This window comes from Kitasatospora sp. NPDC034035 (genome assembly GCF_055575755.1).
On the sequence record NZ_JBVISA010000009.1, the window covers coordinates 1 to 22,770 of the forward strand.

Below are 22,770 nucleotides of genomic sequence, written 5' to 3' on the forward strand. Positions count from 1 at the left end.
AGGGTCGCAAGTCCAAGCGGCTGACGGTCAGTCATGCGTTCCACTCGCCGCTGATGGACGGCATGCTCGCGGACTTCCGTGCCGTCGCCGAGCAGGTCAGCTATGAGTCCCCGCGGATTCCGATCGTCTCCACTCTCACCGGCGCCCCTGTCTCCGCCGAGCTGACCGACGCCGAGTACTGGGTGCGCCACGTCCGTGAGGCCGTCCGCTTCGCCGACGCGGTCACCGCCCTGGAGGCGGATGGTGTCCGGACGTTCGTCGAGTTGGGTCCGGACGGGGTGCTGTCGGCGATGGGCCAGGAGTCCGTGGCCGAGGCCGTGTTCGTCCCGGTGCTCCGCGCCGGCCGCCCGGAGGCCCGCACGCTCACGGCAGCCCTCGTCCAGGCCCACGTCCGCGGCCTCGCGGTCGACTGGCCGGCCGTGTTCGCCGGCACGGGCGCGCGCCGGGTCGACCTGCCCACCTACCCCTTCCAGCGCCGGCGTTACTGGCTGGAAGGCGGCACGTCGGTCGGTGACGTCGCGTCGATCGGGCTCGGTGCGGCGGGGCACCCGCTGCTCGGTGCGAGTGTGGAGTTGCCGGATTCGGACGGTGTGGTGTTCACGGGCCGGCTGTCGGTGCAGTCGCACCCGTGGCTGGCCGATCACGCGGTGATGGGTTCCGTGCTGCTGCCCGGCACGGCGTTCGTCGAGCTGGCGATCCGCGCCGGTGACCAGGTCGGCTGCGGGCTGCTGGAGGAGCTGACGCTGGAGGCGCCGCTGGTGCTGCCCGAGCAGGGCGGCGTCCAGCTGCGGTTGGCGCTCGCGGGCGTGGACGAGGCGGGCCGGCGGACGCTCAGCGTCCACTCGCGCCCGGAGGACGCCGTGGAGGGCGAGCCGTGGACGCGGCACGCCACCGGTGTGCTCGCACCCGACAGCACGGCCGCCGTCCCGTCGTTCGATCTGGTCGAGTGGCCGCCGAGCGGTGCGGTGCCGGTTCCGGTCGACGACCTGTACGAGCGGCTGGCCGCGGCCGGGTTCGGGTACGGACCGGTGTTCCAGGGCCTGCGCGCTGCCTGGCGCCATGACGGAGACACCTACGTGGAGGTGGCGCTGCCGGACGACGCCCGGGACTCCGCCTCGTCCTTCGGCCTGCACCCGGCGCTGCTGGACTCCGCGCTGCATGCGGTCGCACTCGGCGACCTGCTCGACGACACCGGGCGCGGGCGCCTGCCGTTCTCGTGGAACGGCGTCACCCTGTTCGCCTCGGGCGCCGGCGTGCTGCGGGCCCGGCTGTCCCGCGCCGGCGCGGACGCGATCACGCTGGGACTCGCTGACGAGAGCGGCCGGGCCGTCGCCGAGGTCGGCTCGCTGGTGCTGCGTGAGGTCTCCGAGAGCCAGGTTCGCGGCGGTCCTGCCGAGTCGCCGTACCGGGTGGAGTGGACCGTGCTGCCGGTCTCCCCGGCGCCGACGGGCGACTGGGTCGTGCTCGGCGGGGAAGGCCTCGGCGCCGAGCTGTCCGCCGAGCCGTTCGCCGAGCCGTTCGCCGACCTGGTGCGGCTCCGCGAGGCGGTCGACGGGGGCCGGTCCGTCCCCGACACCGTGCTCCTCCCGCTTCTCGCGACGTCCGACGGCGAGGTGTCCGCCGCGGTCCGCGCCGCGCTGCACGGGGTTTTGGGGACGGTGCGGGAGTGGCTGGCTGATGAGCGGTTCTCGGCGTCGCGTCTGGTCCTGGTGACCCGTGGGGCGGTCGGTGCCGAGGTCGAGGACCTGGTACACGCCCCGGTGTGGGGCCTGGTCCGCTCGGCGCAGACGGAGAACCCGGACCGGTTCGTCCTCCTGGACGTGGACGGTCCGGAGGTTGCGGAGGGCCTGCTGGCGGGGGCGTTGGCCGCCGATGAGCCGGAGCTGGTCGTGCGCGGTGGCGAGGTGCGGGTGCCGCGTCTGGTCCGGGCGGCTGCGTCCTCGGAGGCGGTGTCGGTGTTCGGGTCGTCGGGCACGGTCCTGGTGACGGGTGCGTCGGGTCTGCTGGGCGGGCTGGTGGCCCGTCACCTGGTGGTCGGGCACGGGGTGCGGAGTCTGCTGCTGGTGTCGCGTCGTGGTGCGGACGCGCCGGGTGCGGTCGAGCTGCGGGACGAGCTGACGGAGGCTGGTGCCACCGTCACCCTGGCGGCGTGCGATGTGGCCGACCGGGAGGCGCTGGCCGCGCTGCTCGCCGACCACGAGCTCTCCGGTGTGGTCCACACGGCCGGTGTCCTGGACGACGGCATCGTCACCTCGCTCACTCCCGACCGCATCGACACCGTGCTGCGTCCGAAGGTCGACGCCGCCCTCCACCTCCACGAGCTGACGGTCGGCCACCCGCTGACCGCCTTCGTGCTGTTCTCCTCCGCCGCCGGCACCTTCGGCGGCCCGGGCCAGGGCAACTACGCGGCCGCGAACGTCTTCCTGGACGCCCTCGCCGCCCAGCGCCGGGCCGCCGGGCTGCCCGCGACCTCCCTCGCCTGGGGCCTGTGGGCCGACGGCGCGGGGATGGCCGGCAACCTGGCGAGCGGTGATGCCGACCGGATGGCCCGGTCGGGTGTCGAGGGGCTGGCCGCAGCGGAAGGGCTGGCGCTCTTCGACGCCGCCGTCGCCACCGATGCCGCGACCCTGGTGCCGATGCGGCTCGACCTCGCCGCCGTCCGCCGCGAGTCCACCGCCGGGGTGCTGCCGCTGCTGCGAGGGCTGGTCCGGGTGCCGACCCGCCGCTCCGCCCGCGTCGGGGCTGCGGCGGGCGGCTCCGAGCTGGCCGCCCGCCTGTCGGCCCAGCCGGCCGCGGACCGGGAGCAGACCCTGCTCGGCCTGGTCCGTACCCGGATCGCCGCGGTACTCGGCTACGCCGACGCGGGCGAGGTCGACGCCGGGCGGGCGTTCAAGGAACTCGGCTTCGACTCGCTGACCTCCGTCGAACTGCGCAACCAGCTCAACGGTGAGACCGGTCTGCGGCTGCCCGCGACGCTGGTCTTCGACTACCCGACCCCGGGTGCCCTGGCCGCTTTCCTGCTCGCCGAACTGGTCGGTGACGCCGTCGAGCAGGGCCCCGCCGCGGCCCCTGCCGAGGCGACCGACACCGATCCGATCGCGATCGTCGGCATGGCCTGCCGCTTCCCGGGCGGCATCGGCTCGCCGGAGGACCTGTGGCAGCTGGTCTCGGAGGGCCGCGACGCCGTCTCCGGCTTCCCGACCGGCCGCGGCTGGGACCTCGAGAACCTCTACCACCCCGACCCCGACCACCAGGGCACCTCGTACGCGCGGGAGGGCGGGTTCCTGCACGACGCAGGGCTGTTCGACCCGGGCTTCTTCGGGATCTCGCCGCGCGAGGCGCTGGCGATGGACCCGCAGCAGCGCCTGCTGCTGGAGACCTCCTGGGAGGCGTTCGAGCGGGCCGGCATCGACCCGGCGACGCTGCGCGGCAGCCGCACCGGCGTGTTCGCCGGCGTGATGTACCACGACTACACCAGCAATCTGGGTGAACTCCCCGACGGTGTCGAGGGCTACCTCGGCACCGGCAACTCCGGCAGCATCGCCTCCGGCCGGGTCGCCTACACCTTCGGCCTGGAGGGCCCGGCGGTCACCGTCGACACCGCCTGCTCCTCCTCGCTGGTCGCGCTCCACCTGGCGATCCAGGCGCTCCGCAGCGGCGAGTGCACGATGGCGCTCGCCGGCGGTGTCACCGTGATGGGCACCCCCGAGACCTTCGTCGACTTCAGCCGCCAGCGCGGCCTCTCGCCCGACGGGCGCTGCAAGTCGTTCGCCGCCTCGGCCGACGGCACCGGCTGGGGCGAGGGCGTCGGCCTGCTCCTCGTCGAGCGGCTCTCCGACGCCCGCCGCAACGGACACCGGGTGCTCGCGGTCGTCCGGGGATCCGCGGTCAACCAGGACGGCGCCTCCAACGGTCTCACCGCGCCGAACGGCCCGTCCCAGCAGCGGGTGATCCGCGAGGCCCTGGCCGCCGCTGGGTTGACGGGCGACCAGGTGGACGCGGTGGAGGCGCACGGCACCGGCACGACGCTCGGCGACCCGATCGAGGCGCAGGCACTGCTCGCCACCTACGGGCAGGCCCACACGGAGGAACTCCCGCTCTGGCTGGGCTCGGTGAAGTCGAACCTCGGCCACACCCAGGCCGCCGCCGGTGCGGCGGGCGTCATCAAGATGGTGATGGCGATGCGGCACGGGATGCTGCCGCCGACCCTGCACGTGGACGAGCCCTCGCCGAACGTCGACTGGACGGCCGGCGCGGTCGAACTGCTCACCGAGTCGCGGCCGTGGCCCGCGACCGGACGGCCCCGACGGGCCGCCGTCTCCTCGTTCGGCATCAGCGGCACCAACGCCCACACCATCATCGAGGAGCCGCCGAGTGACCTCCGCACCGTGCAGCGCCGCCCGGCGGAGCGCTGGGCGCCGGTGCTGCCCTGGCTGCTCTCGGCCCGCGGCGAGGATGCACTGCGGGCGCAGGCCGCGCGGCTGACGGCCCTGGTGGAGGAGTCGCCCGATCTCGAACTCGCCGACGTGGCACACACTCTGGCGACCGGGCGCGCCGTCCTCGAACGGCGCGCCGCGGTGGTCGGCGAGGACCGTGCTGCCGTCCTGCGTGCGCTGCGCGCACTGGCGGCGGGCGAGCAGGACCCGGGGCTGGTCCAGGGCGTGGCCGCCGCCGGCCGGCAGGCCTTCCTCTTCACCGGTCAGGGCAGCCAGCGGGCCGGGATGGGGGAGGAGTTGTCTGCCGCCCACCCTGCGTTCGCCGCGGCGTTCGACGAGGTCTGTGCGGAGCTGGATCGCCATCTGGATCGTCCGCTGCGCGAGGCGATCGCGGACGCCGAGCTGATCGATGAGACGGGTTGGGCGCAGCCGGCGTTGTTCGCCGTGGAGGTGGCGCTGTTCCGCCTGCTGGAGTCGTGGGGCGTGCGGGCGGACTTCGTGGCCGGGCATTCGATCGGTGAGCTTGCCGCTGCGCATGTGGCCGGGGTGATGTCGCTGGCGGATGCGGCGCGGCTGGTGGCTGCGCGGGGTCGGCTGATGCAGGCGCTGCCGCGCGGCGGCGCGATGGTCGCGGTGCAGGCGTCCGAAGCGGAGGTCCTGCCGCTGCTGGGTGACGGTGTTGGCATCGCCGCCGTCAACGGCCCGACCTCCGTGGTGCTGTCCGGTGCCGAGGACGCCGTCCTGGCCGTGCTGGCGCAGCTGACGGGACGCAGGTCCAAGCGGCTCACCGTGAGTCATGCGTTCCATTCGCCGCTGATGGACGGGATGTTGGCGGAGTTCCGTGCGGTGGCCGGGCAGGTGGTGTTCGAGCTGCCGCGGATTCCGGTGGTGTCGACGTTGACCGGTGGGCTGGTCTCCGTGGAGTTGACGGATCCGGAGTACTGGGTGCGGCATGTGCGGGAGGCTGTTCGGTTCGCGGATGCGGTGGAGGCGTTGGCGGCGCAGGGTGTTCGGACGTTCGTGGAGCTGGGCCCGGACGGGGTGCTGTCGGCGCTGGGCCAGGAGTCCGCGGCCGAGGGCGCGTTCGTCCCGCTGCTGCGCGCGGGTCGCCCCGAGGCGCAGTCGCTGGCGACAGCGCTCGGCCGGACCCACGTCCGCGGCGGGCACGTCGACTGGCCGGCCGTCTTCGCCGGCCACGACGCCCGCCCGGTGGACCTGCCCGCCTATGCCTTCCAGCACGCCTGGTACTGGCTGGAGTCCGCCGCGCCGCAGCCCGGCGCCGTGGGCGCCGAGGACCCGGCCGCCGCGCACTTCTGGCACGCCGTCGAACGTGAGGACACCGCCACCTTGGCGGCGGCCCTCGAGATCGAGGACGGCGACCAGCTGAGCGCCCTCCTGCCCAAGCTCTCGGCGTGGCGGCGGCGCAATCGTGAGGCGTCGGTGGTCGACGGCTGGCGTTACCGGGTGGTGTGGCGGCCGGTGGCGGAGTCGGCGGACGGGCTGTCGGGTGTGTGGCTGGTGGCGGCCGGGGCCGCTGAGCTGGCCGGGGTGTTGGCCGGCCGTGGTGCGGAGGTGCGGTTCTTCGATGCCGACGCCGGCGCGGCCGACCGTGTCGTGCTGGCGGGCGAGTTGCGGTCGGTGCTGGCCGATGGTGCGGTGGTGGCGGGTGTGCTGCTGCCGGCCGTGGCGCCGGGCCCGGTGCTGGCCGTGGTGCAGGCGTTGGGTGATGCCGGGGTCGCTGCGCCGTTGTGGTGTGTGACGCGGGGTGCGGTGGCCACCGGCGGTTCGGAGCGGCTGGCGGATCCGGCGGCGGCGCAGGTGTGGGGTCTGGGCCGGGTGGTGGCGTTGGAGCATCCGGAGCTTTGGGGTGGTCTGATCGACCTGCCGGACTCTCCTGATGAGCGGGCCTTGGAGCGTCTGGCCGGCGTGCTGGCCGATGGTGGTGAGGATCAGGTCGCGGTCCGGTCCTCGGGTGTGTTCGGTCGGCGTCTGGTGCGTGCGCCGCGAGGTGAGGGCTCGCCGTGGTCGCCGTCGGGGACGGTGCTGGTGACCGGTGGTACGGGTGCGCTGGGTGCGCAGGTGGCTCGTTGGCTGGCGCGGAACGGGGCCGGGCGTCTGGTGCTGACGAGCCGTCGGGGCCTGGAGGCGCCGGGTGCGGCCGAGTTGCGGGACGAGCTGACCGCGCTCGGGACAGCTGTGACCGTTGCCGCCTGCGATGTTGCGGACCGGGACGCGCTGGCCGGATTGCTGGCGGAGCACGAGCTGTCGGCGGTCTTCCACACGGCCGGTGTGCTGGACGACGGTGTGATCGACGCGCTGACCGGGGAGCGGTTGGCGTCGGTGGCCCGTCCGAAGGTGGATGCGGCCCGTCATCTGCACGAGCTGACGGCCGGCCGCGATCTGTCCGCGTTCGTGCTGTTCTCCTCGATCGCGGGGACGATCGGCAGTGCGGGGCAGGGTAACTATGCGGCTGCCAACGCGTATCTGGACGCCCTGGCGGAGCAGCGGCGGGCGGACGGCCTTCCGGCGACGTCGATCGCCTGGGGTCCGTGGGCGGAGGCGGGCATGGCCACCGACGACCGGCTGGCCGAACGCCTGCGCCGCGGCGGAATGCCGGCCATGGCGCCGGAGCTCGGCCTGTCCTTCCTTCGGCGGGAGCTCGCCCCGAACGGGGACGCTCCGGCGGTGGTCGCGGCCGACGTCGACTGGGAGCTGTTCGCCCCCGGGTTCACCGCTGCCCGGCCCAGCCGCCTCCTCGACGCGCTGCCCGAGGCCAGGGAGGTCCTGGACCGCACGGCGCACGCCGCGGCCGGTCCCGGCACCGGGCTCGCCGAGCGGCTCGCCGGGCTGCCGGTGGACGAGCGCGACGCCGTGCTGCTCGACCTGGTGCGCGGACACGCGGCCGCCGTCCTCGGCCATGCGGACCCGGCGGGCGTGGAGGTCGGCAAGGCCTTCCGCGAGCTGGGCTTCGACTCGCTGACCGCCGTGGAGTTCCGCAACCTGCTGGGTGCCGCGACCGGCCTCCCGCTGCCCGCGACGCTCGTGTTCGACTACCCGTCGGTCCGCGGCCTGGCCGACCACCTCCGCGACGAACTCCTCGGCACGGCCGCCGCGGAACCGGTCGCCACCGCCGTTCCCACCGCGGACGACCCGATCGCCATCGTCGCGATGAGCTGCCGCTTCCCGGGCGGCGTCGACACCCCCGAGGCGCTGTGGCGGCTGCTGTCCACCGGCGGCGACGCGATCGCCGGCTTCCCCACCGACCGTGGTTGGGACCTGGAGGCCCTCCAGAGCGGCGACGAAGCGCACTCCTCGGCCACCCGGGAGGGCGGATTCCTCTACGGGGCGGGCGAGTTCGATCCGACCTTCTTCGGGATCTCGCCGCGCGAGGCACTCGCCATGGACCCGCAGCAGCGGCTGCTGCTGGAGACCGCCTGGGAGGCGTTCGAGCGGGCGGGCATCGACCCGGAGACCCTGCGCGGCAGCCGTACCGGCGTCTTCGTCGGCACCAACGGCCAGGACTACCTCCAACTGGCCATCGAGGCCTCCGACGAGATCGGCGGGTTCCTCGGCACCGGCAACGCGGCCAGCGTGGTCTCCGGCCGCCTCGCCTACACCTTCGGCCTGGAGGGCCCGGCGGTCACCGTCGACACCGCCTGCTCCTCCTCGCTGGTCGCCCTGCACTGGGCCGTCCAGTCGCTGCGCAACGGCGAGTGCTCGCTCGCCCTGGCGGGCGGCGTGACGGTGATGTCCTCGCCGGGTGCGTTCGTCTCGTTCAGCCGCCAGGGCGGCCTCGCCGAGGACGGGCGGTGCAAGGCGTTCGCGGCGGGCGCGGACGGCACCGGCTGGGGCGAGGGCGTCGGCCTGCTGCTGGTCGAGCGGCTCTCCGACGCGCAGCGCAACGGGCACCAGGTGCTGGCCCTGGTCCGCGGCTCCGCGGTCAACCAGGACGGCGCGTCCAACGGTCTGACCGCGCCGAACGGGCCCGCGCAGCAGCGGGTGATCCGCCAGGCGCTGGCCGCGGCCGGGCTGACGGGCGGCCAGGTGGACGCCGTCGAGGCGCACGGCACCGGCACCCGGCTCGGCGACCCGATCGAGGCACAGGCACTGCTCGCCACCTACGGTCGGGACCGCACCGGGGCGGAGCCCCTCTGGCTGGGCTCGATCAAGTCGAACATCGGCCACACCCAGGCCGCCGCCGGCGTCGCGGGCATCATCAAGATGGTGCTGGCGATGGAGCACGGCGTCCTCCCGCGGACCCTGCACGTGGACGAGCCGTCGCCGCACGTCGACTGGTCGGCCGGCGCGGTCGAGCTGCTGACGGAGCACCGGCCGTGGCCGGAGACCGGGCAGCCGCGCCGGGCCGCGGTCTCCTCGTTCGGTATGAGCGGCACCAATGCGCACACCGTCCTGGAACAGCCGCCCGCGGCGGAACCGGTGCGGGGCGCGGCGGACACCGCCGGCGCTCCGGTGCCGCTGGTGCTCTCCGGCCGCACCGAACCGGCCCTGCGGGCGCAGGCGGCGAGGCTCGGCGCGTTCCTGGCGCAGCAGCCGGAGCTGTCGCCGGCGGAGGTCGGCCGTGCCCTGGCGGCGACCCGTACCCGCTTCGACCACCGCGCGGTGGTGGTCGCGGGTGACCGGGCGTCGGCGGTGCACGCTCTGGCGGCGCTGGCGGAGGGCCGGCCGGCCGCCGGGCTGGTCCACGGCGCTGCGGGCCGGCCGCCGAAGGTGGCGTTCGTCTTCCCCGGGCAGGGCTCGGCCTGGCCCGCCATGGCGGTGGAGCTGCTGGCGTCCTCCCCGGTGTTCGCGGCCCGGATGGCCGAGTGCGCGGCCGCCCTGGCGCCGTTCACCGCCGACTGGTCGCTGCTGGACGTGGTGCGCGGCGTCGCGGGCGACACCTGGACGGACCGAATGGACATGGTGCAGCCGGCGCTCTGGGCGGTGATGGTGTCGCTCGCCGAGGTGTGGCGGGCGGCGGGCGTCGAACCGGCCGTCGTCCTCGGCCACTCGCAGGGCGAGCTGGCCGCCGCGACCGTGTCGGGTGCGCTGACCCTGGAGGACGCGGCCCGTGCGGTGGCGCTGCGCGGCCGCGCGATCGCCGAGGGGATGGCCGGCCGCGGCGGCATGGCGTCCGTGGCACTGCCCGTCGCCGAGGTGCACGCACGCCTCGCCCCGTGGGCGGACCGGCTCTCCGTCGGTGCGGTCAACGGGCCCGCGTCCGTGCTGGTCTGCGGTGAGACGGCCGCCCTGACGGAACTGCTGGCCTCCTGCGCGGAGCAGGGGGTCCGGGCCCGCCTGGTCTCCTCGCACTTCGCCTCGCACTCCGCGCAGGCCGAGGCGATCCGCGAGGACGTCCTGGCCGTGCTGGCGGACCTCCGCCCGCGGGCCGGGACGGTGCCGCTCTTCTCCACCGTCAGCTGTGCGCCGACGGACGGCTCCGACCTGGACGCCGCGTACTGGTACCGCAACCTCCGGCAGCCGGTGCGCTTCGCGGAGGCGGTTGCCGCCCTGCTCGCGGACGGCGTCGACACCTTCGTCGAGGTCAGTGCCCACCCGGTGCTGACCACCGCGATCCAGGAGAACATCGAGGAGGCCGCCGCCGACGCGGTCGCCATCGGCACCCTGCGCCGCGAGGACGGCGGCCCGGACCGGGTGCTCGCCTCGCTCGCCGCGGCCCACACCCGGGGCGTCCCGGTGGACTGGACGGCGTTCCTCGGCGACGGCCGCGGCCCGCACGTCCAGCTGCCCACCTACGCCTTCCAGCGGGAGCGCTACTGGGCGGAGCCCGCGCACGCGGCACCCTCCGACGTGGCCGCCGCCGGACTCGGCGCCGCCGAGCACCCGCTGCTCGGCGCGGCCGTCGAACTCCCCGACTCCGACGGCCACCTGCTCACCGGCCGGCTCTCCCTGCGCACCCACCCGTGGCTCGCCGACCACGCCGTCGGCGGCACCGCACTGCTCGGCGCGACCGCCTTCGTCGAACTGGCCGTCCGCGCCGGCGACCAGGTCGGCTGCGCCCTCGTGGAGGAACTCACCCTGCAGACGCCGCTGGCACTGCCGCCCACCGGGGCGGTCCGGCTGCAACTCGCCGTCGGCGCGCCCGACCCGGCCGGCCGGCGCCCGCTCGCCGTGTACGCGCGGCCCGAGGACGAGGACACCGGGCAGCCGTGGACCCGGCACGCGAGCGGCACCCTGGCCCCCGGCACGGCCGTGCCGACCGATCCGCTCGACCCGGCGGCCTGGCCGCCGGCCGGTGCGGTGGAGCTGCCGCTGGACGGCCACTACGACCGGCTCGCCGACGCCGGCCTGACCTACGGGCCCGCCTTCCAGGGCCTGACGAGGGTCTGGCAGCACGGCGGAGCGGTCTACGCCGAGGCCGCGCTGCCCGACGCCCAGCAGCCGCAGGCCGGTGCGTACGCGCTGCACCCGGCCCTGCTGGACGCCGGCGTGCAGGCGCTCGCCACGGCCGCCCACCACGGGAGCGGCACGGCGACCGCGGACGGGGACGGTACGACGGACGGGGACGGCACGGAACTGCGGCCGTTCGCCTGGAGCGGCTTCGCGCTGCACGCGGCCGGGGCCGGCACCCTGCGGCTGCGGATCGTCCCGACCGGCGCGGACACCGTCGCCCTCACGGCCGCCGACGGCACCGGCGCACCGGTCGCCTCGGTGGCGGCGCTGACCCTGCGCCCCGTCCCGCGTGAGCAGGCCGCGCCGACCGGCCACCACGACGCGCTCTACCGGGTCGACTGGACCGTGCCGCCGCCGGCCGCCGAGAACGGCGCCCCGGGCAGCTGGGCCGTCCTCGGGCCGGACGACTCCAAGGTCGGGGCGACACTGGAACGCGCCGGCCTGCACGTCGACACCCACGCCGACCTGGCCGGGCTGCTCGCTGCCGTGGCCGCGGGCCGGCCGGCGCCCGCCACCGTCCTGGCCGCCTGCCCTGCCGGGGCCACCGGTGCGGGACTGATCGGCGACGTCCACGCCACCACCGCGCGTACCTTCGAGCTCGTCCGGAACTGGCTGGCCGAGGACGCCCTCGCGGACTCCCGCCTCGTCCTGCTCACCAGCGGCGCGGTCGCCGCCGGACCGGGCGACGACGCGGACCACAACCTCGCGCAGGCCCCCGTCTGGGGCCTGGTCCGCGCGGCCCAGGCGGAGAGCACCGGCCGACTGGTCCTGGTCGACCTCGACGACCACGACGAGTCCCGGCTGCTGCTGCCCGCCGCCCTGGCCGGCGGCGAGGACGAGTACGCGCTGCGCGCCGGCACCGTCCTGGTGCCCCGGCTGGCCCGGGTCGAACGGACCGCGCCGGGAACGGCCGGGGAAACCGCCCCGACCCGCCCGCTCGACCCCGCCGGCACCGTGCTGATCACCGGCGCCACCGGCGGACTCGGCGCCCTGCTCGCCCGCCACCTGGTCACCGAGCACGGCGTGCGCCGGCTCCTGCTCACCAGCCGCCGCGGCCCCGCCGCCGACGGCGCGGACGACCTCCTGCGCACCCTCGCCGACCTTGGCGCCGAGGTCGACCTGGTCGCCTGCGACACCGCCGACCGCGAGGCGCTCGCCGCCGTCCTGGCCGCCGTCCCCGCCGAGCACCCGCTGACCGCCGTCGTGCACACCGCCGCCGTCCTCGACGACGGCGTGATCGGCTCGCTCACCCCCGAGCGGATCGAACGGGTGCTGCGCCCCAAGGTGGACGCCGCCGTCCACCTGCACGAACTCACCGCCCACCTGGACCTGGCGGCCTTCGTGCTCTTCTCCGCGGCCGCCGGCACGTTCGGCGGCGCCGGCCTCGCCAACTACGGCGCGGCCAACGTCTTCCTCGACGCGCTGGCCAGGCACCGGCGGGCGGCCGGACTGCCGGCGCTCTCCCTGGTCTGGGGCATGTGGGCCGAACGGCGCGGCATGGCCGGGCGGCTGACCGAGGTCGACCTCGCCAGGTCGGCCCGCGGCGGCGTCCTCCCGCTGAGTGCCGAACAGGGCCTGGCCCTGCTCGACACCGCACTGACGGTGCCGGACGAGCCGGTGCTGCTGCCCGTCCGGCTGGACCTCGGCGCGCTGCGCACCCTCGCCGGCACGCCCGGTGCCCTGCCGACGCTCTTCCACGGCCTGGTCCGGCCACCGGCGCGCCGTGCCGCGGCGCGTTCCGCCGGCACCGCCGCGGACCCGGCCGCCGACCTGGCCGCGCGGCTCGCCGGGCGGGACCCGGCCGAGCAGGAGCGCCTGCTGCTCGACCTGGTGCGCAGCCACGTCTCGGCCGTGCTCGGCTACTCCTCGGCCGAACTGATCGGCACCGGCCAGGCGTTCCGCGAGCTCGGCTTCGACTCGCTGACCGCCGTCGAACTGCGCAACCGCCTCGGCGCCGCCGTGGGGCTGCGACTCTCGGCGACGCTGGTCTTCGATTACCCGACGCCCGCGCTGCTCGCCGAGCACCTGCGCGAGGAGATCGCCCCCGCACCGCCCGCCCCGCAGCTGCTCGCGGAGCTGGAGCGGCTGGAGAGCGCCCTCGCCGCGCTGGCCGCGGACGAGGTGTCCGCCCTCGCCCCCGACGGTGCGGCGCACGGCCGGATCGAGGCCCGCCTGCAGGGCCTGCTCACCGCCTGGAACGAGGCGGCGGCGACGGACGGCGGCGGCGACGGCGACGGCGGTGCGGCGGTCATCGACGACGCCACCGACGACGAGATCTTCGACTACATCGACCGGAAGTTCGGGCGGGGCTGAGCGCCCGTGCACCACTCCGACCCCCGCCGGGCCCGGCGGACAGCCCGCGGCCCGCACCCCGACGAACCGAATGGGCGACTCCCCGATGGCCAATGAAGACAAGCTCCGCGACTACCTCAAGCGCGTCCTGAAGGACCTCGACGAAGCCCACACCAGGCTGCGCGACCTCGACGAGCAGGCCCGCGAGCCGATCGCGATCGTCGGGATGAGCTGCCGCTTCCCGGGCGGCGTCGACTCGCCCGAGGACCTCTGGCGGCTGGTCTGCGCCGGCGACGACGCGATCGCCGGCTTCCCCACCGACCGAGGCTGGGACCTCGACGCCCTGTACAGCCCCGACCCCGACGCGGAGGGCACCGCCTACACCCGCGAGGGCGGGTTCCTGGCCGACGCCGGGAGCTTCGACGCGGCCCTGTTCGGCATCTCCCCGCGCGAGGCGCTCGCCATGGACCCGCAGCAGCGCCTGCTGCTGGAGACCACCTGGGAGGTCTTCGAACGGGCCGGCATCGACCCGCACTCCCTCGCCGGCACCCGCACCGGCGTGTTCGTCGGCACCAACGGCCAGGACTACGTGCCGGTGCTGATGCGGGCCGCGGAGAGCTTCGAGGGCCACCTCGGCACCGGCAACACCGCCAGCGTGATGTCCGGCCGGCTCTCCTACGCCTTCGGCCTGGAGGGCCCGGCGGTCACCGTCGACACCGCCTGCTCCTCCTCGCTGGTGGCCCTGCACCTGGCGGCGCAGGCCCTGCGGGTCGGCGAGTGCACGCTCGCCGTCGCCGGCGGCATCACCGTGATGCCCAACCCCGGCACGTTGATCGAGTTCAGCCGCCAGCGGGGTCTCGCCGCCGACGGGCGCTGCAAGTCCTTCGCCGCTGCGGCGGACGGCACCAACATGGCCGAGGGCGTCGGCCTGCTGCTGGTCGAGCGGCTCTCCGACGCCCGCCGCAACGGGCACCGGGTGCTCGCCCTCGTTCCGGGCAGTGCGGTGAACCAGGACGGCGCGTCCAACGGCCTGACCGCCCCCAACGGGCCCTCGCAGCGCCGAGTCATCCAGCAGGCCCTGGCCGCCGCCCGGCTGACGCCCGACCAGATCGACGCCATCGAGGGCCACGGCACCGGCACCACCCTCGGCGACCCGATCGAGGCACAGGCACTGATCGCCGCCTACGGCCGGGGCCGCCCCGCGGAGCGGCCCGCCTACCTGGGCTCGGTGAAGTCGAACATCGGCCACACCCAGGCCGCCGCGGGCGTCGCGGGCGTCATCAAGATGGTGCTGGCGATGGAGCACGGCGTCCTGCCCCGGACCCTGCACGTGGACGAGCCGTCGCCGCACGTCGACTGGACGGCCGGTGCCGTCGAGCTGCTGACGGAGCACCGGCCCTGGCCGGAGACCGGGCGACCGCGCCGCGCCGCGGTCTCCTCCTTCGGTATCAGCGGCACCAACGCGCACGCCGTCCTGGAGCAGGCCCCCGCCGAAGACCCGGCCCCGCCGGAGCCCACCGCCCCGGTGGGGCCGCTGCCCTGGCTGCTCTCCGGCAAGAACGAGGCCGCGCTGCGCGCCCGCGCCGCCCAGCTGCGCGACCACCTCACCGGCCCCGCCGGCACCCGGGCGCCGCACCACCTCTCCTACTCGCTCGCCACCGGCCGGGCGGCACTCGACCGCCGGGCCGTGGTGATCGCCGCCGACCGCGCCGAGCTGCTGCGCGGCCTGGACGCCCTCGTCGAGGGCACCGCCGACGCGGCCCTCGTCCGCGGCACGGTCACCGAGGGCCGGCTCGCCTTCCTGTTCACCGGCCAGGGCAGTCAGCGGGCCGGCATGGGCGAGGAGCTGTACGCGGCGTACCCGGCGTACCGGGAGGCGTTCGACGCGGTCTGTGCCGAACTCGACCCGCTGCTGGACCGTCCGCTGCGCGAGGCGATCGCCGACCCGGCCCTGATCGACGGGACGGCGTACGCCCAGCCCGCGCTCTTCGCCCTGGAGGTGGCGCTGTTCCGCCTGCTGGAGTCGTGGGGGCTGCGCCCCGACCTGCTCGCCGGCCACTCCATCGGCGAGCTCGCCGCCGCGCACGTCGCCGGGGTGCTCTCGCTCCCCGACGCGGCCAGGCTGGTCGCGGCCCGCGGCCGGCTGATGCAGGCACTGCCGAGCGGCGGCGCGATGGTCGCCGTCGAGGCCGCCGAGGGCGAGGTGCTGCCGCTGCTGATCGGGCGCGAGCACGAGGTGGGCATCGCCGCCGTCAACGGCCCCCGCTCGGTGGTGCTCTCCGGCGAGGAGCAGGCGGTGCTGGAGGCCGCCGCCGACTGGACCGCGCAGGGCCGCCGGACCAAGCGGCTCACCGTCAGCCACGCGTTCCACTCGCCGCTGATCGCCGGCATGCTGGCGGACTTCCGCAAGGTCGCGGAGAGTCTGACGTACCGGGCGCCGCGGATCCCGATCGTCTCCACCCTCACCGGCCGGACGGCCGAGGCGGACGAGGTCTGCACCCCCGAGTACTGGGTCCGCCACGTCCGCGAGGCCGTCCGCTTCGCCGACGCTCTCGGCACGCTGGCCGCGGAGGGGGTGCGCACCTTCCTGGAGCTCGGCCCGGACGCCGTCCTGTCGGCGCTGGGCCCGGACGCCGTGGATGCCGAGGCTGCCTTCGTCCCCGCGCTGCGCGCCGGCCGGGCCGAGCCGCAGGCGCTGGCCGCCGCGCTCGGTGCGGCCCAGGTGCGCGGCGCGTCGGTGGACTGGCCGGCGTACTTCGCGGGGACCGGCGCGCACCATGTCGAGCTGCCGACCTACCCGTTCCAGCGCCGCCGGTACTGGCCGGAGACCGCGCCCGAGGACGGGCCGAGCGGCGCGGGGGTGGACGCCGCGTTCCGGGCCGCCGTCGAGCAGGAGGACCTGGCCACCCTGACGGCCCTCGTCGGCGTCGACGGCGAGCAGTCGTTCGGTGCGGCGCTGCCCGCGCTGGCCGCCTGGTTCCGGCGGCAGGACGCCCTGCCCCCGGCCCGGGCCGCGGCGCCGGCGCATGACCAGGCCGAGGAGGGCCCGACGCTGGCGGCCCGGCTGGCCCTCCTCCCGGAGGCCGAACGGGAGGGCGCCGTGCTGGCACTGGTGCGGGCCGAGGTGGCCGCCGTGCTCGGCTACCCCGGCCCGGAGGAGGTCGATCCCGGCCAGGCGTTCCGCGACCTCGGGCTGGACTCGCTGACGGCGGTGAACATGCGCAACAGCCTCGCCGAGGCCACCGGACTGGTCCTGCCGGCCTCGGTGGTCTACGACCGGCCGACGCCGGCCGCGCTCGCCGCGCACATCCGCCAGGAGCTCGCCCCGGACGGCAGCGGCGCGGGCGCCGACGTGCTGGCCGGGATCGACCGGCTGGAGGCCGCGATGGCGGCGGCCGCGCCGGACGGCGTGACCCGCGCCCGGGTGCAGATGCGGCTGCAGGCGCTGGCCGCCCACTGGGCCGACAGCCCGTCACCCACCACCGCCGGTGAGGGCACGGCCGTCGACCTGACCGCTGTCGACGCCCTCGGGGCCGCCTCCGACGAGGAACTGTTCGCCTTCATCGACGACAGCCTCGCCTGACCGACCGCTCCGCTCCGCGAACGGAACCACCCGGGGCGACCGGTGCATCCGTTGCACCGGGCGCCCCACCGCCGTCCTACTCCTCCCCTGGCCCGCGGCCACTGCGACGAACCCGAGCGGGTCACCGACGAACTCGAACTCCGGGTGCAGGAGAAGGACTCGCCGGCTGCCGACGCCGAACTGCCGTACTGCCGGGCGCCCCCGGCGCTCGGCGGCGCCGGGTCACCGAGTCAGAGCTCGTGATCGAAGACCGCCGTGACGGGGGCGTGGTCGGACCAGCGCTCCGCATGGGAGGCCGGGCGCTCGACGTATGCCTCCGTGCAGCGACGGGCGATACCCTCCGTCGTACAAATCAGGTCGATCCGCCAGCCGGAGTCGTTGTCGAAGGCGCGGCCGCGGTAGGACCACCAGGAGTAGGGGCCGGTGCGGTCGGGGTGGAGGGCGCGGACGACGTCGATGTAGCCGGCCTCGTCGTAGACGCGGGACAGCCAGGCGCGCTCTTCGGGGAGGAAGCCGGCGGACTTCTGGTTGGCCTTCCAGTTCTTGAGGTCCTCGGGGCGGTGGGCGATGTTCCAGTCGCCGCAGACGACGACCTCGCGGCCGTCGGCGGCGGCGCGGGTGCGCAGGGCGGTGAGGTGGACGAGGAATTCCGCCATGAAGCGTTCTTTCTCGTCCTGGCGCTCGGTGCCGACCTCGCCGGAGGGGAGGTAGAGGCTGGCGACGGTCAGGCCGGGAAGGTCGATTTCCACATACCTGCCCGAATTGTCGAATTCCTCCGACCCGAATCCGATCGTGGTGCGCTGCGGTTCCTTCCGGGACAGGATGGCGACACCGGCGCGGCCCTTGGCGACGGAGGGGGCCCAGACCGCGTGCCAGCCGTCCAGGTCGCGGAGTTCGACGGGGAGCTGCTCGGGTTCGGAGCGCACCTCCTGCAGGCAGATCACGTCCGCCTCGGTGCCGGCCAGCCACTCGACGAAGCCCTTCTTGGCCGCCGCCCGGATTCCGTTCACATTCACACTTGTCACCACGATCACCCGGGCAGCCTACCGACTCGCCGTAGCCGACCGGTGCCGTGACGCGCTGCGGGCGGCCGGGCAGGCCGGGCCCGCCGGATTCCGGCAGCGACTGACAGGAGCTGTCGTGAACGCGGCATGAATATGTGTGACAGTCGCGTCGAGCCGCGCCATTGGTCTTGACCATCTCCGGACGGAGCACCTAGGGTCGCTTACTGCAAGGACCTTTAATAAAGAAGGACGGATAAAAGCCCGCTCTCCCACCTGCCGCGACAGCGGACAGTGGGCCCGGCATCCGCCCTCGTTGTCGCAGGGCGGACAGGTACACAGGTGGAGGACGCGGTGGGGACGACAGGACGGCTTTCCTCGGTGCCGGAGCCGAAGTACTGGCACCTGCGCACGGTGCTGCTGCGGGCCATCGACTCGGAGTTCTCCATCGGTCAGGTCCTGCCCAACGAGCGCGAGCTCTCCGCCCGCTTCGGTGTGGCGCGGGCGACGCTGCGCCAGGCGCTCGACCAGCTGGAGCTGGAGGGCCGCCTGGTCCGCCGCCGGGGCATCGGCACCCTGATCGCCGCCCCGCGGGTCGGCGTCCCGGTCAACCGGCAGGAGGAGGGCTGGCCCGGCGCCGGCCGCAGCCAGTCCTGGCGGACGGTCGACTGCACCACCGCCCCCGCGACCGCGCAGCTGGCCAAGAGCCTCGGCATCGCCGAGGGCGCCACCGTGCACACCGTCCGCCGGGTCCGCATGGTGGAGGGCCGCGCGATGGCCGGCGAGTCGCTGCACGTGCCGGCCGCCGCCCTGCCGCACCTGCCGGGCTTCCGCGCCGAGGGCGACCGTGCCCGCTCGGTGCTGCGCCAGCTGGAGCGCCTGGAGGTCGACGGCGAGTCGCGCTCGGTCGAGCTCGGTGTCGCAGAGGCCGAGGAGGCCGCCCTCCTGGAGCGTCCGCCCGGCACCCCGGTCCTGGTCATGACCACCCAGTACGCCTCGGCCGGCCGCCTCGTCGCGGTGGCCGTCTCCACCTACCGGGCGGACACCTGCAAGCTGACCTTCGGCGAGACCGGACTGGTCGAGGTCACCCCGGTCGCCGCGACCACCGAGGTCCGCACCGCTTCCTGAAGCACGCGTCCTGAAGCACCGCCTTCTGAACCATTTCCGGAAACCCTCAGGTCGAGGCCCGGGCGCCAACTGGCGTCCGGGCCTTTGCCGTTGGGTGACGAGACCGGGAGCAGGCACCACGCCTCGACCGGCGTCAGGCCCGCGGCGGGTCCACCGCGAAGAGTTGCTCCTCGACGTGGTCGAGGGCGACGCGAAGGGCGCCCATCGCCACGACCTCCGAGCCGAGGGCCGCCAGGGCGACCTCGGGGGCGCGCAGCGTGAACTGGGCGAGGCGCTCGCGCAGGGGGTCCAGGACGCCGTCGAGGCCGGCCGCCCAGCCGCCGATGACCACCAGCTGGGGGTCGATGGCGAGGACGAGCGCGGCGACGCCCTGGACGAGGCGGGTGAGGAAGCGGTCCATGGCGACCTTCGCGACCTCGTCGCCCTCCCGGGCCAGCCGCAGGACGCGGGCGACGGCGGCCTCGTCCAGGGGGTTGAGCGGTTTGCCGGTGGTGGACAGCAGGCGCTCGGGGGTGACCTCCTGGCCGAGCAGGTGCAGGGCGCCGATCTCGCCGGCCGCGCCGCCGTAGCCGCGGTGCAGCTTGCCGTTGATGAGGGAGCCGGCGCCCGGGCTGAGGCCCGCCATCACGAAGACGACGTCGTCGGCGCCGAGGGCCGCGCCCTGCCAGTGCTCGGCGATGGCGGCGAGGTTGGCGTCGTTCTCGATCAGGACGGGGCAGCGGAAGGAGCGCCGCAGGCGGGCGCCGAGGTCGAGGCCGGTCCAGCCGGGCATCGCGGTGCCGAGCCGGATGGTGCCGTCGCGGTCGACGATGCCGGGGGTGCCGATGCCGACGGCCCACAGGTTGTCGCGGGAGACGCCGGCCTTGCGCAGCACCTCGGCGACGGCGGTGCGGAGGGCGGTGAGCCGGTCCTCGGCCTCCAGGGTCTCGTCGACCGGCTTGAAGTGACTGCCCAGCACCTCGCCGGTGAGGTCGGCCAGGATGACCCGGATGTCGTGCACGCCGATCTCGATGCCGAGGATGTGCCCGGCCTCGGCGCGGAAGCGGAACCAGCGGGCCGGGCGGCCGCGGCGGCCGGTGCCCGACTGGCCGTCCTCCCTCGGCTGCTCGACCTCGGCGACCAGCCCGGTCTCGACCAGACCCTCGATCACGCCCTCGACGGTCGGCCGGGAGAGGCCGGTCTCGCCGACGAGCTGAGTGAGGGTCACGGAGTGGCCGTTGCGCAGCGCCCGAAGCGTGACCGCCGCGTTGATCCGCCGCAGCAGCGAGGAGTCTCCTCCGGTGAGCCGATCCGCCAATGCGATGCCCTTCGCCGTTCGCGCGACTGCCCTGGCGCGCGATGTCGAGTGCGCGGTGCCCACCGAATGGCCCGCGGGGAGTGCGCCCCCGGAACGCGGCACGGCGGCAGGGGGCCGCCTGCGCGAGGGCCGGAGGACAAGCGGAGCCTACCCGGGCAGCGGCCCGGGCGGCGAGGATCCTCGCAGCTCACCCAGGCTTCGGTATCGAAATGGTACGGATCGGGTGGCGGTGGCTGACCGGGCTTCACCGCACGGCCATGGGCGGTCGTGGGCAGTCATGGACGGTCGTGGACGGCTAGGCATGGCCAGGGATGGCCACGGATGGTTCGCCCCCCGGGGTGGTGGGACGGGCCGGGTCACCGACAGGACGGGGTGGACCGGCGGGAGCGGGCCCGGCCGAGCGCGCTCACGCTGCGCCAGGAGCCCACGGAGAAGGCGGACATCGCGGACCCGATCGAGCCCACGGACGCGAACGAGCCGATCGAGCCGACGGATCCGAAGGACCCGATCGAGCCGATGGACAGGAACGAGCCCACCGAGCCGATCGAGAGGAAGGATCCGACGGACCCGATCGAGAGGATCGAACCGAGCGACGCGAGCGACGCGAGTGACCCGAGTGACTGGGCCGATGCGTGCGATGCGTGCGATGCGTGCGACGCGATCGATGCGATTGAACCGGGTGACGCGATCGGGTCTGCGGTGCGGGAGGTCCGAGGCATGGCCCCGATCGTATCGGCGCCGCGACCCCTCGGCTCAGTCCACCCGGGCCGCGAACAGCCGCTGTCCCAGCAGCCCCATCGGGTGTCCGTCCTCCGGCAGCGTGTGGACGGTCGGGCAGCCCGCCGCCGCGAGGGCGGCCTGCCAGTGCTCCGCCGGGTGAGCGGTGAGGCGGCCCCGGGCGTCGCCGGTGATCAGCAGGTCGAGCTGTTCGGCGGTGGGTGCGAGTAGCAGGAGTCGGCCGCCGGGGGCGAGCAGCCGGACCAGTGCCGGGATCTCGTCCTCCGGCCGCCGGGTCGCGGTGGCGACGACGATGTCGTAGCGGCCGCCGTCGGGGGTGACGTGGTGGTCGGCGTTGGGGCGGGGCCGGGTGGCGAGGGCCCGGGCGACCGCGGTGTCGGCGCCGTCGAGCTCGAGGTCGAGTTCGAGGACGCGCAGCGGCGCCTGCCCGTCGTGGGTCTCGGCGGTGCCGCGGACCAGGGTGCCGAGGGCGGTGCCGAGGTAGCCGCGGGCGGTGGCCCAGCGGACCGGGGTGGCAGCCGGATGGGGCGTCGCCTCGCCGGTGATCAGCCGGGGGAGCCGTAGCGCGCCGCGCCGTACCCGGTCCAGGGCGGCGGCCGGCCCGAGTCCGTCGGCCCAGGCCTCGATGACCGGTCGCCAGGACTCCCGGACCTCGGCGGCGTCGAGTTCGGGCCCGCCGTGGAAGATCGCGCCTTGCGCGCCGCCGTCGTGCCGGGTGATCAGGCCGTGCCGGGCGAGCGCGTCCAGCCAGCGGGTGACGCGGGGGCGTTGGGCGGGGGTGACCATGGCGGTGGCCAGTACCTCGGCTTCGGGGTAGCCGCGCTCGGGGTCGGTGAGGACTCCGCTCTGCTGGAGGGTGAGCAGCAGGGAGGAGAGTACGGCCTGGTCGAGGTGGGCGCCGAAGTCGCGTATCTGCTCGGCGGTGACGCCGATGCTGTGCTTCCAGGCGGCGGCGGTGGCGGCTTCGGTGGCGGCGCGCAGTCGGCGGTCGGCGGCCTCGGTGTTGCTGTCGGGGGCGCGGACGTGGGCGAGGACGGCGCCGAGCGCGTCGACGGCGGCGTACACGTCCTCCTGGCGGGGCTCGGGGCCGACGTGCAGGACGAGCCGCAGCGAGCCGAGGTCATGGGCGGCGGGGTTGTGCGCGTCGAGGTCCCGCCGGCCGACGTCGTGCGCGTCGAGGTCCCGCGGGCCGACGTCGTGCGTGCCGGGGCCGGGCCCGCCGGGCCCGGGCTGTCGGCTGAGGCGCCAGAGCAGGGCGGAGGGCAGGCTGAGGTGGGTGGTGCGGTTGACGGCGATGGCGGCGAGCTGCTCGTCGGGCTGCTGGTCGGGGTCGCCGCAGTGGACGGTGCCGCCGGCGAGCAGGGTGGCGAGGGCGAGTTCGACGGCGAGGTCGGTGACGGGGTGCAGCACGGTGTGGCGGATCGGCGGCGGGCCGAGGACGCCGGCCCAGTACCGCAGCCGCTGTTCGGCGGCGCGGGCGGCGGTGGGTGCCAGTGCGGCGTGTTGGGCGACGCGTTCGGCGAGGGCCCGCGGCAGGCCGCCCGGCGGGGAGACGCCGAGCAGCAGGCCGATGCCGCTGATCGCGCGCCCGTCGGCGACGACGGCGGGCCGGTCGCCGAGCTCGCGCAGCGCGCTGACCAGGGCAGGAGTGGGGGGCACGGTGATCACTTCCGGGGTGCGGGGGAGAAACCGCACTACTGAACCATGCTGGTGGGGTGGGGGAGCCCGCCTGCGGGTCAAGATTCTGTAATGATTTTCATATCGGACAGCCAAGCGGGTGGCCGAGGTCGGCGTCAAGTCGACCCAAAGGTGCTGGAACCTCCCATTCCGGGAGTCCGGCGCGATCCCTTGACAGTCGGTTCGGGTACTGGATTACTGGGCCTG

General features: G+C 75.1%; 7 protein-coding genes and 1 pseudogene. 4 read left to right on the forward strand and 4 right to left on the reverse strand.

The features are described from left to right. The 3 genes and pseudogenes from ACZ52J_RS14780 to ACZ52J_RS14790 all read left to right on the forward strand — a co-directional run. The coding region (locus ACZ52J_RS14780; protein WP_465618803.1) for a type I polyketide synthase at nt 1–13,160 on the forward strand (13,160 nt) is incomplete at its 5' end. A 124-nt stretch (nt 13,161–13,284) separates the two neighbouring features. Beyond that, a pseudogene (locus ACZ52J_RS14785) lies at nt 13,285–16,722 on the forward strand (type I polyketide synthase); the annotation flags it as partial. Nucleotides 16,723–16,773: 51 nt separating this feature from the next. Beyond that, nucleotides 16,774–16,965: a hypothetical protein gene (locus ACZ52J_RS14790; protein ID WP_465618805.1), complete on the forward strand. Its 192-nt coding sequence runs from the start codon at nt 16,774–16,776 to the stop codon at nt 16,963–16,965. Here the strand turns inward: ACZ52J_RS14790 and ACZ52J_RS14795 are convergent. Then, nucleotides 16,953–17,756 carry an exodeoxyribonuclease III gene (locus ACZ52J_RS14795; protein WP_465618807.1) on the reverse strand — a complete coding sequence of 268 codons (804 nt, stop codon included), beginning with the start codon at nt 17,754–17,756 and terminating at the stop codon, nt 16,953–16,955. The two genes, ACZ52J_RS14790 and ACZ52J_RS14795, sit on opposite strands and share 13 nt — an antisense overlap. A gap of 321 nt (nt 17,757–18,077) precedes the next feature. Here ACZ52J_RS14795 and ACZ52J_RS14800 point away from each other — a divergent pair, with 321 nt between their 5' ends. After that, complete coding sequence (locus tag ACZ52J_RS14800) at nt 18,078–18,851, forward strand: GntR family transcriptional regulator (RefSeq protein WP_465618809.1); 774 nt, start codon at nt 18,078–18,080, stop codon at nt 18,849–18,851. Between the two features lie 133 nt (nt 18,852–18,984). On the opposite strand, the gene ACZ52J_RS14805 is transcribed toward ACZ52J_RS14800, so the two are convergent. The 3 genes from ACZ52J_RS14805 to ACZ52J_RS14815 form a co-directional block, all read right to left on the reverse strand. Then, a complete protein-coding gene (locus tag ACZ52J_RS14805) occupies nt 18,985–20,148 on the reverse strand; it encodes an ROK family protein (protein WP_465618811.1) in 1,164 nt (387 codons plus the stop codon). A gap of 356 nt (nt 20,149–20,504) precedes the next feature. Then, entirely contained in the window at nt 20,505–20,867 is a 363-nt protein-coding gene (locus tag ACZ52J_RS14810; RefSeq protein ID WP_465618813.1) for a hypothetical protein, read from the reverse strand. 34 nt (nt 20,868–20,901) lie between these two features. After that, nucleotides 20,902–22,545, reverse strand: a complete 1,644-nt coding sequence (locus ACZ52J_RS14815) for a hypothetical protein (protein WP_465618815.1) — start codon at nt 22,543–22,545, stop codon at nt 20,902–20,904. Nucleotides 22,546–22,770 lie beyond the last annotated feature (225 nt).

What these genes read in the sequence shown, in the direction of transcription:
- ACZ52J_RS14810 (WP_465618813.1), bottom strand. Translation starts at nt 20,867, where the DNA reads ATGCCTCGGACCTCCCGCACCGCAGACCCGATCGCGTCACCCGGTTCA.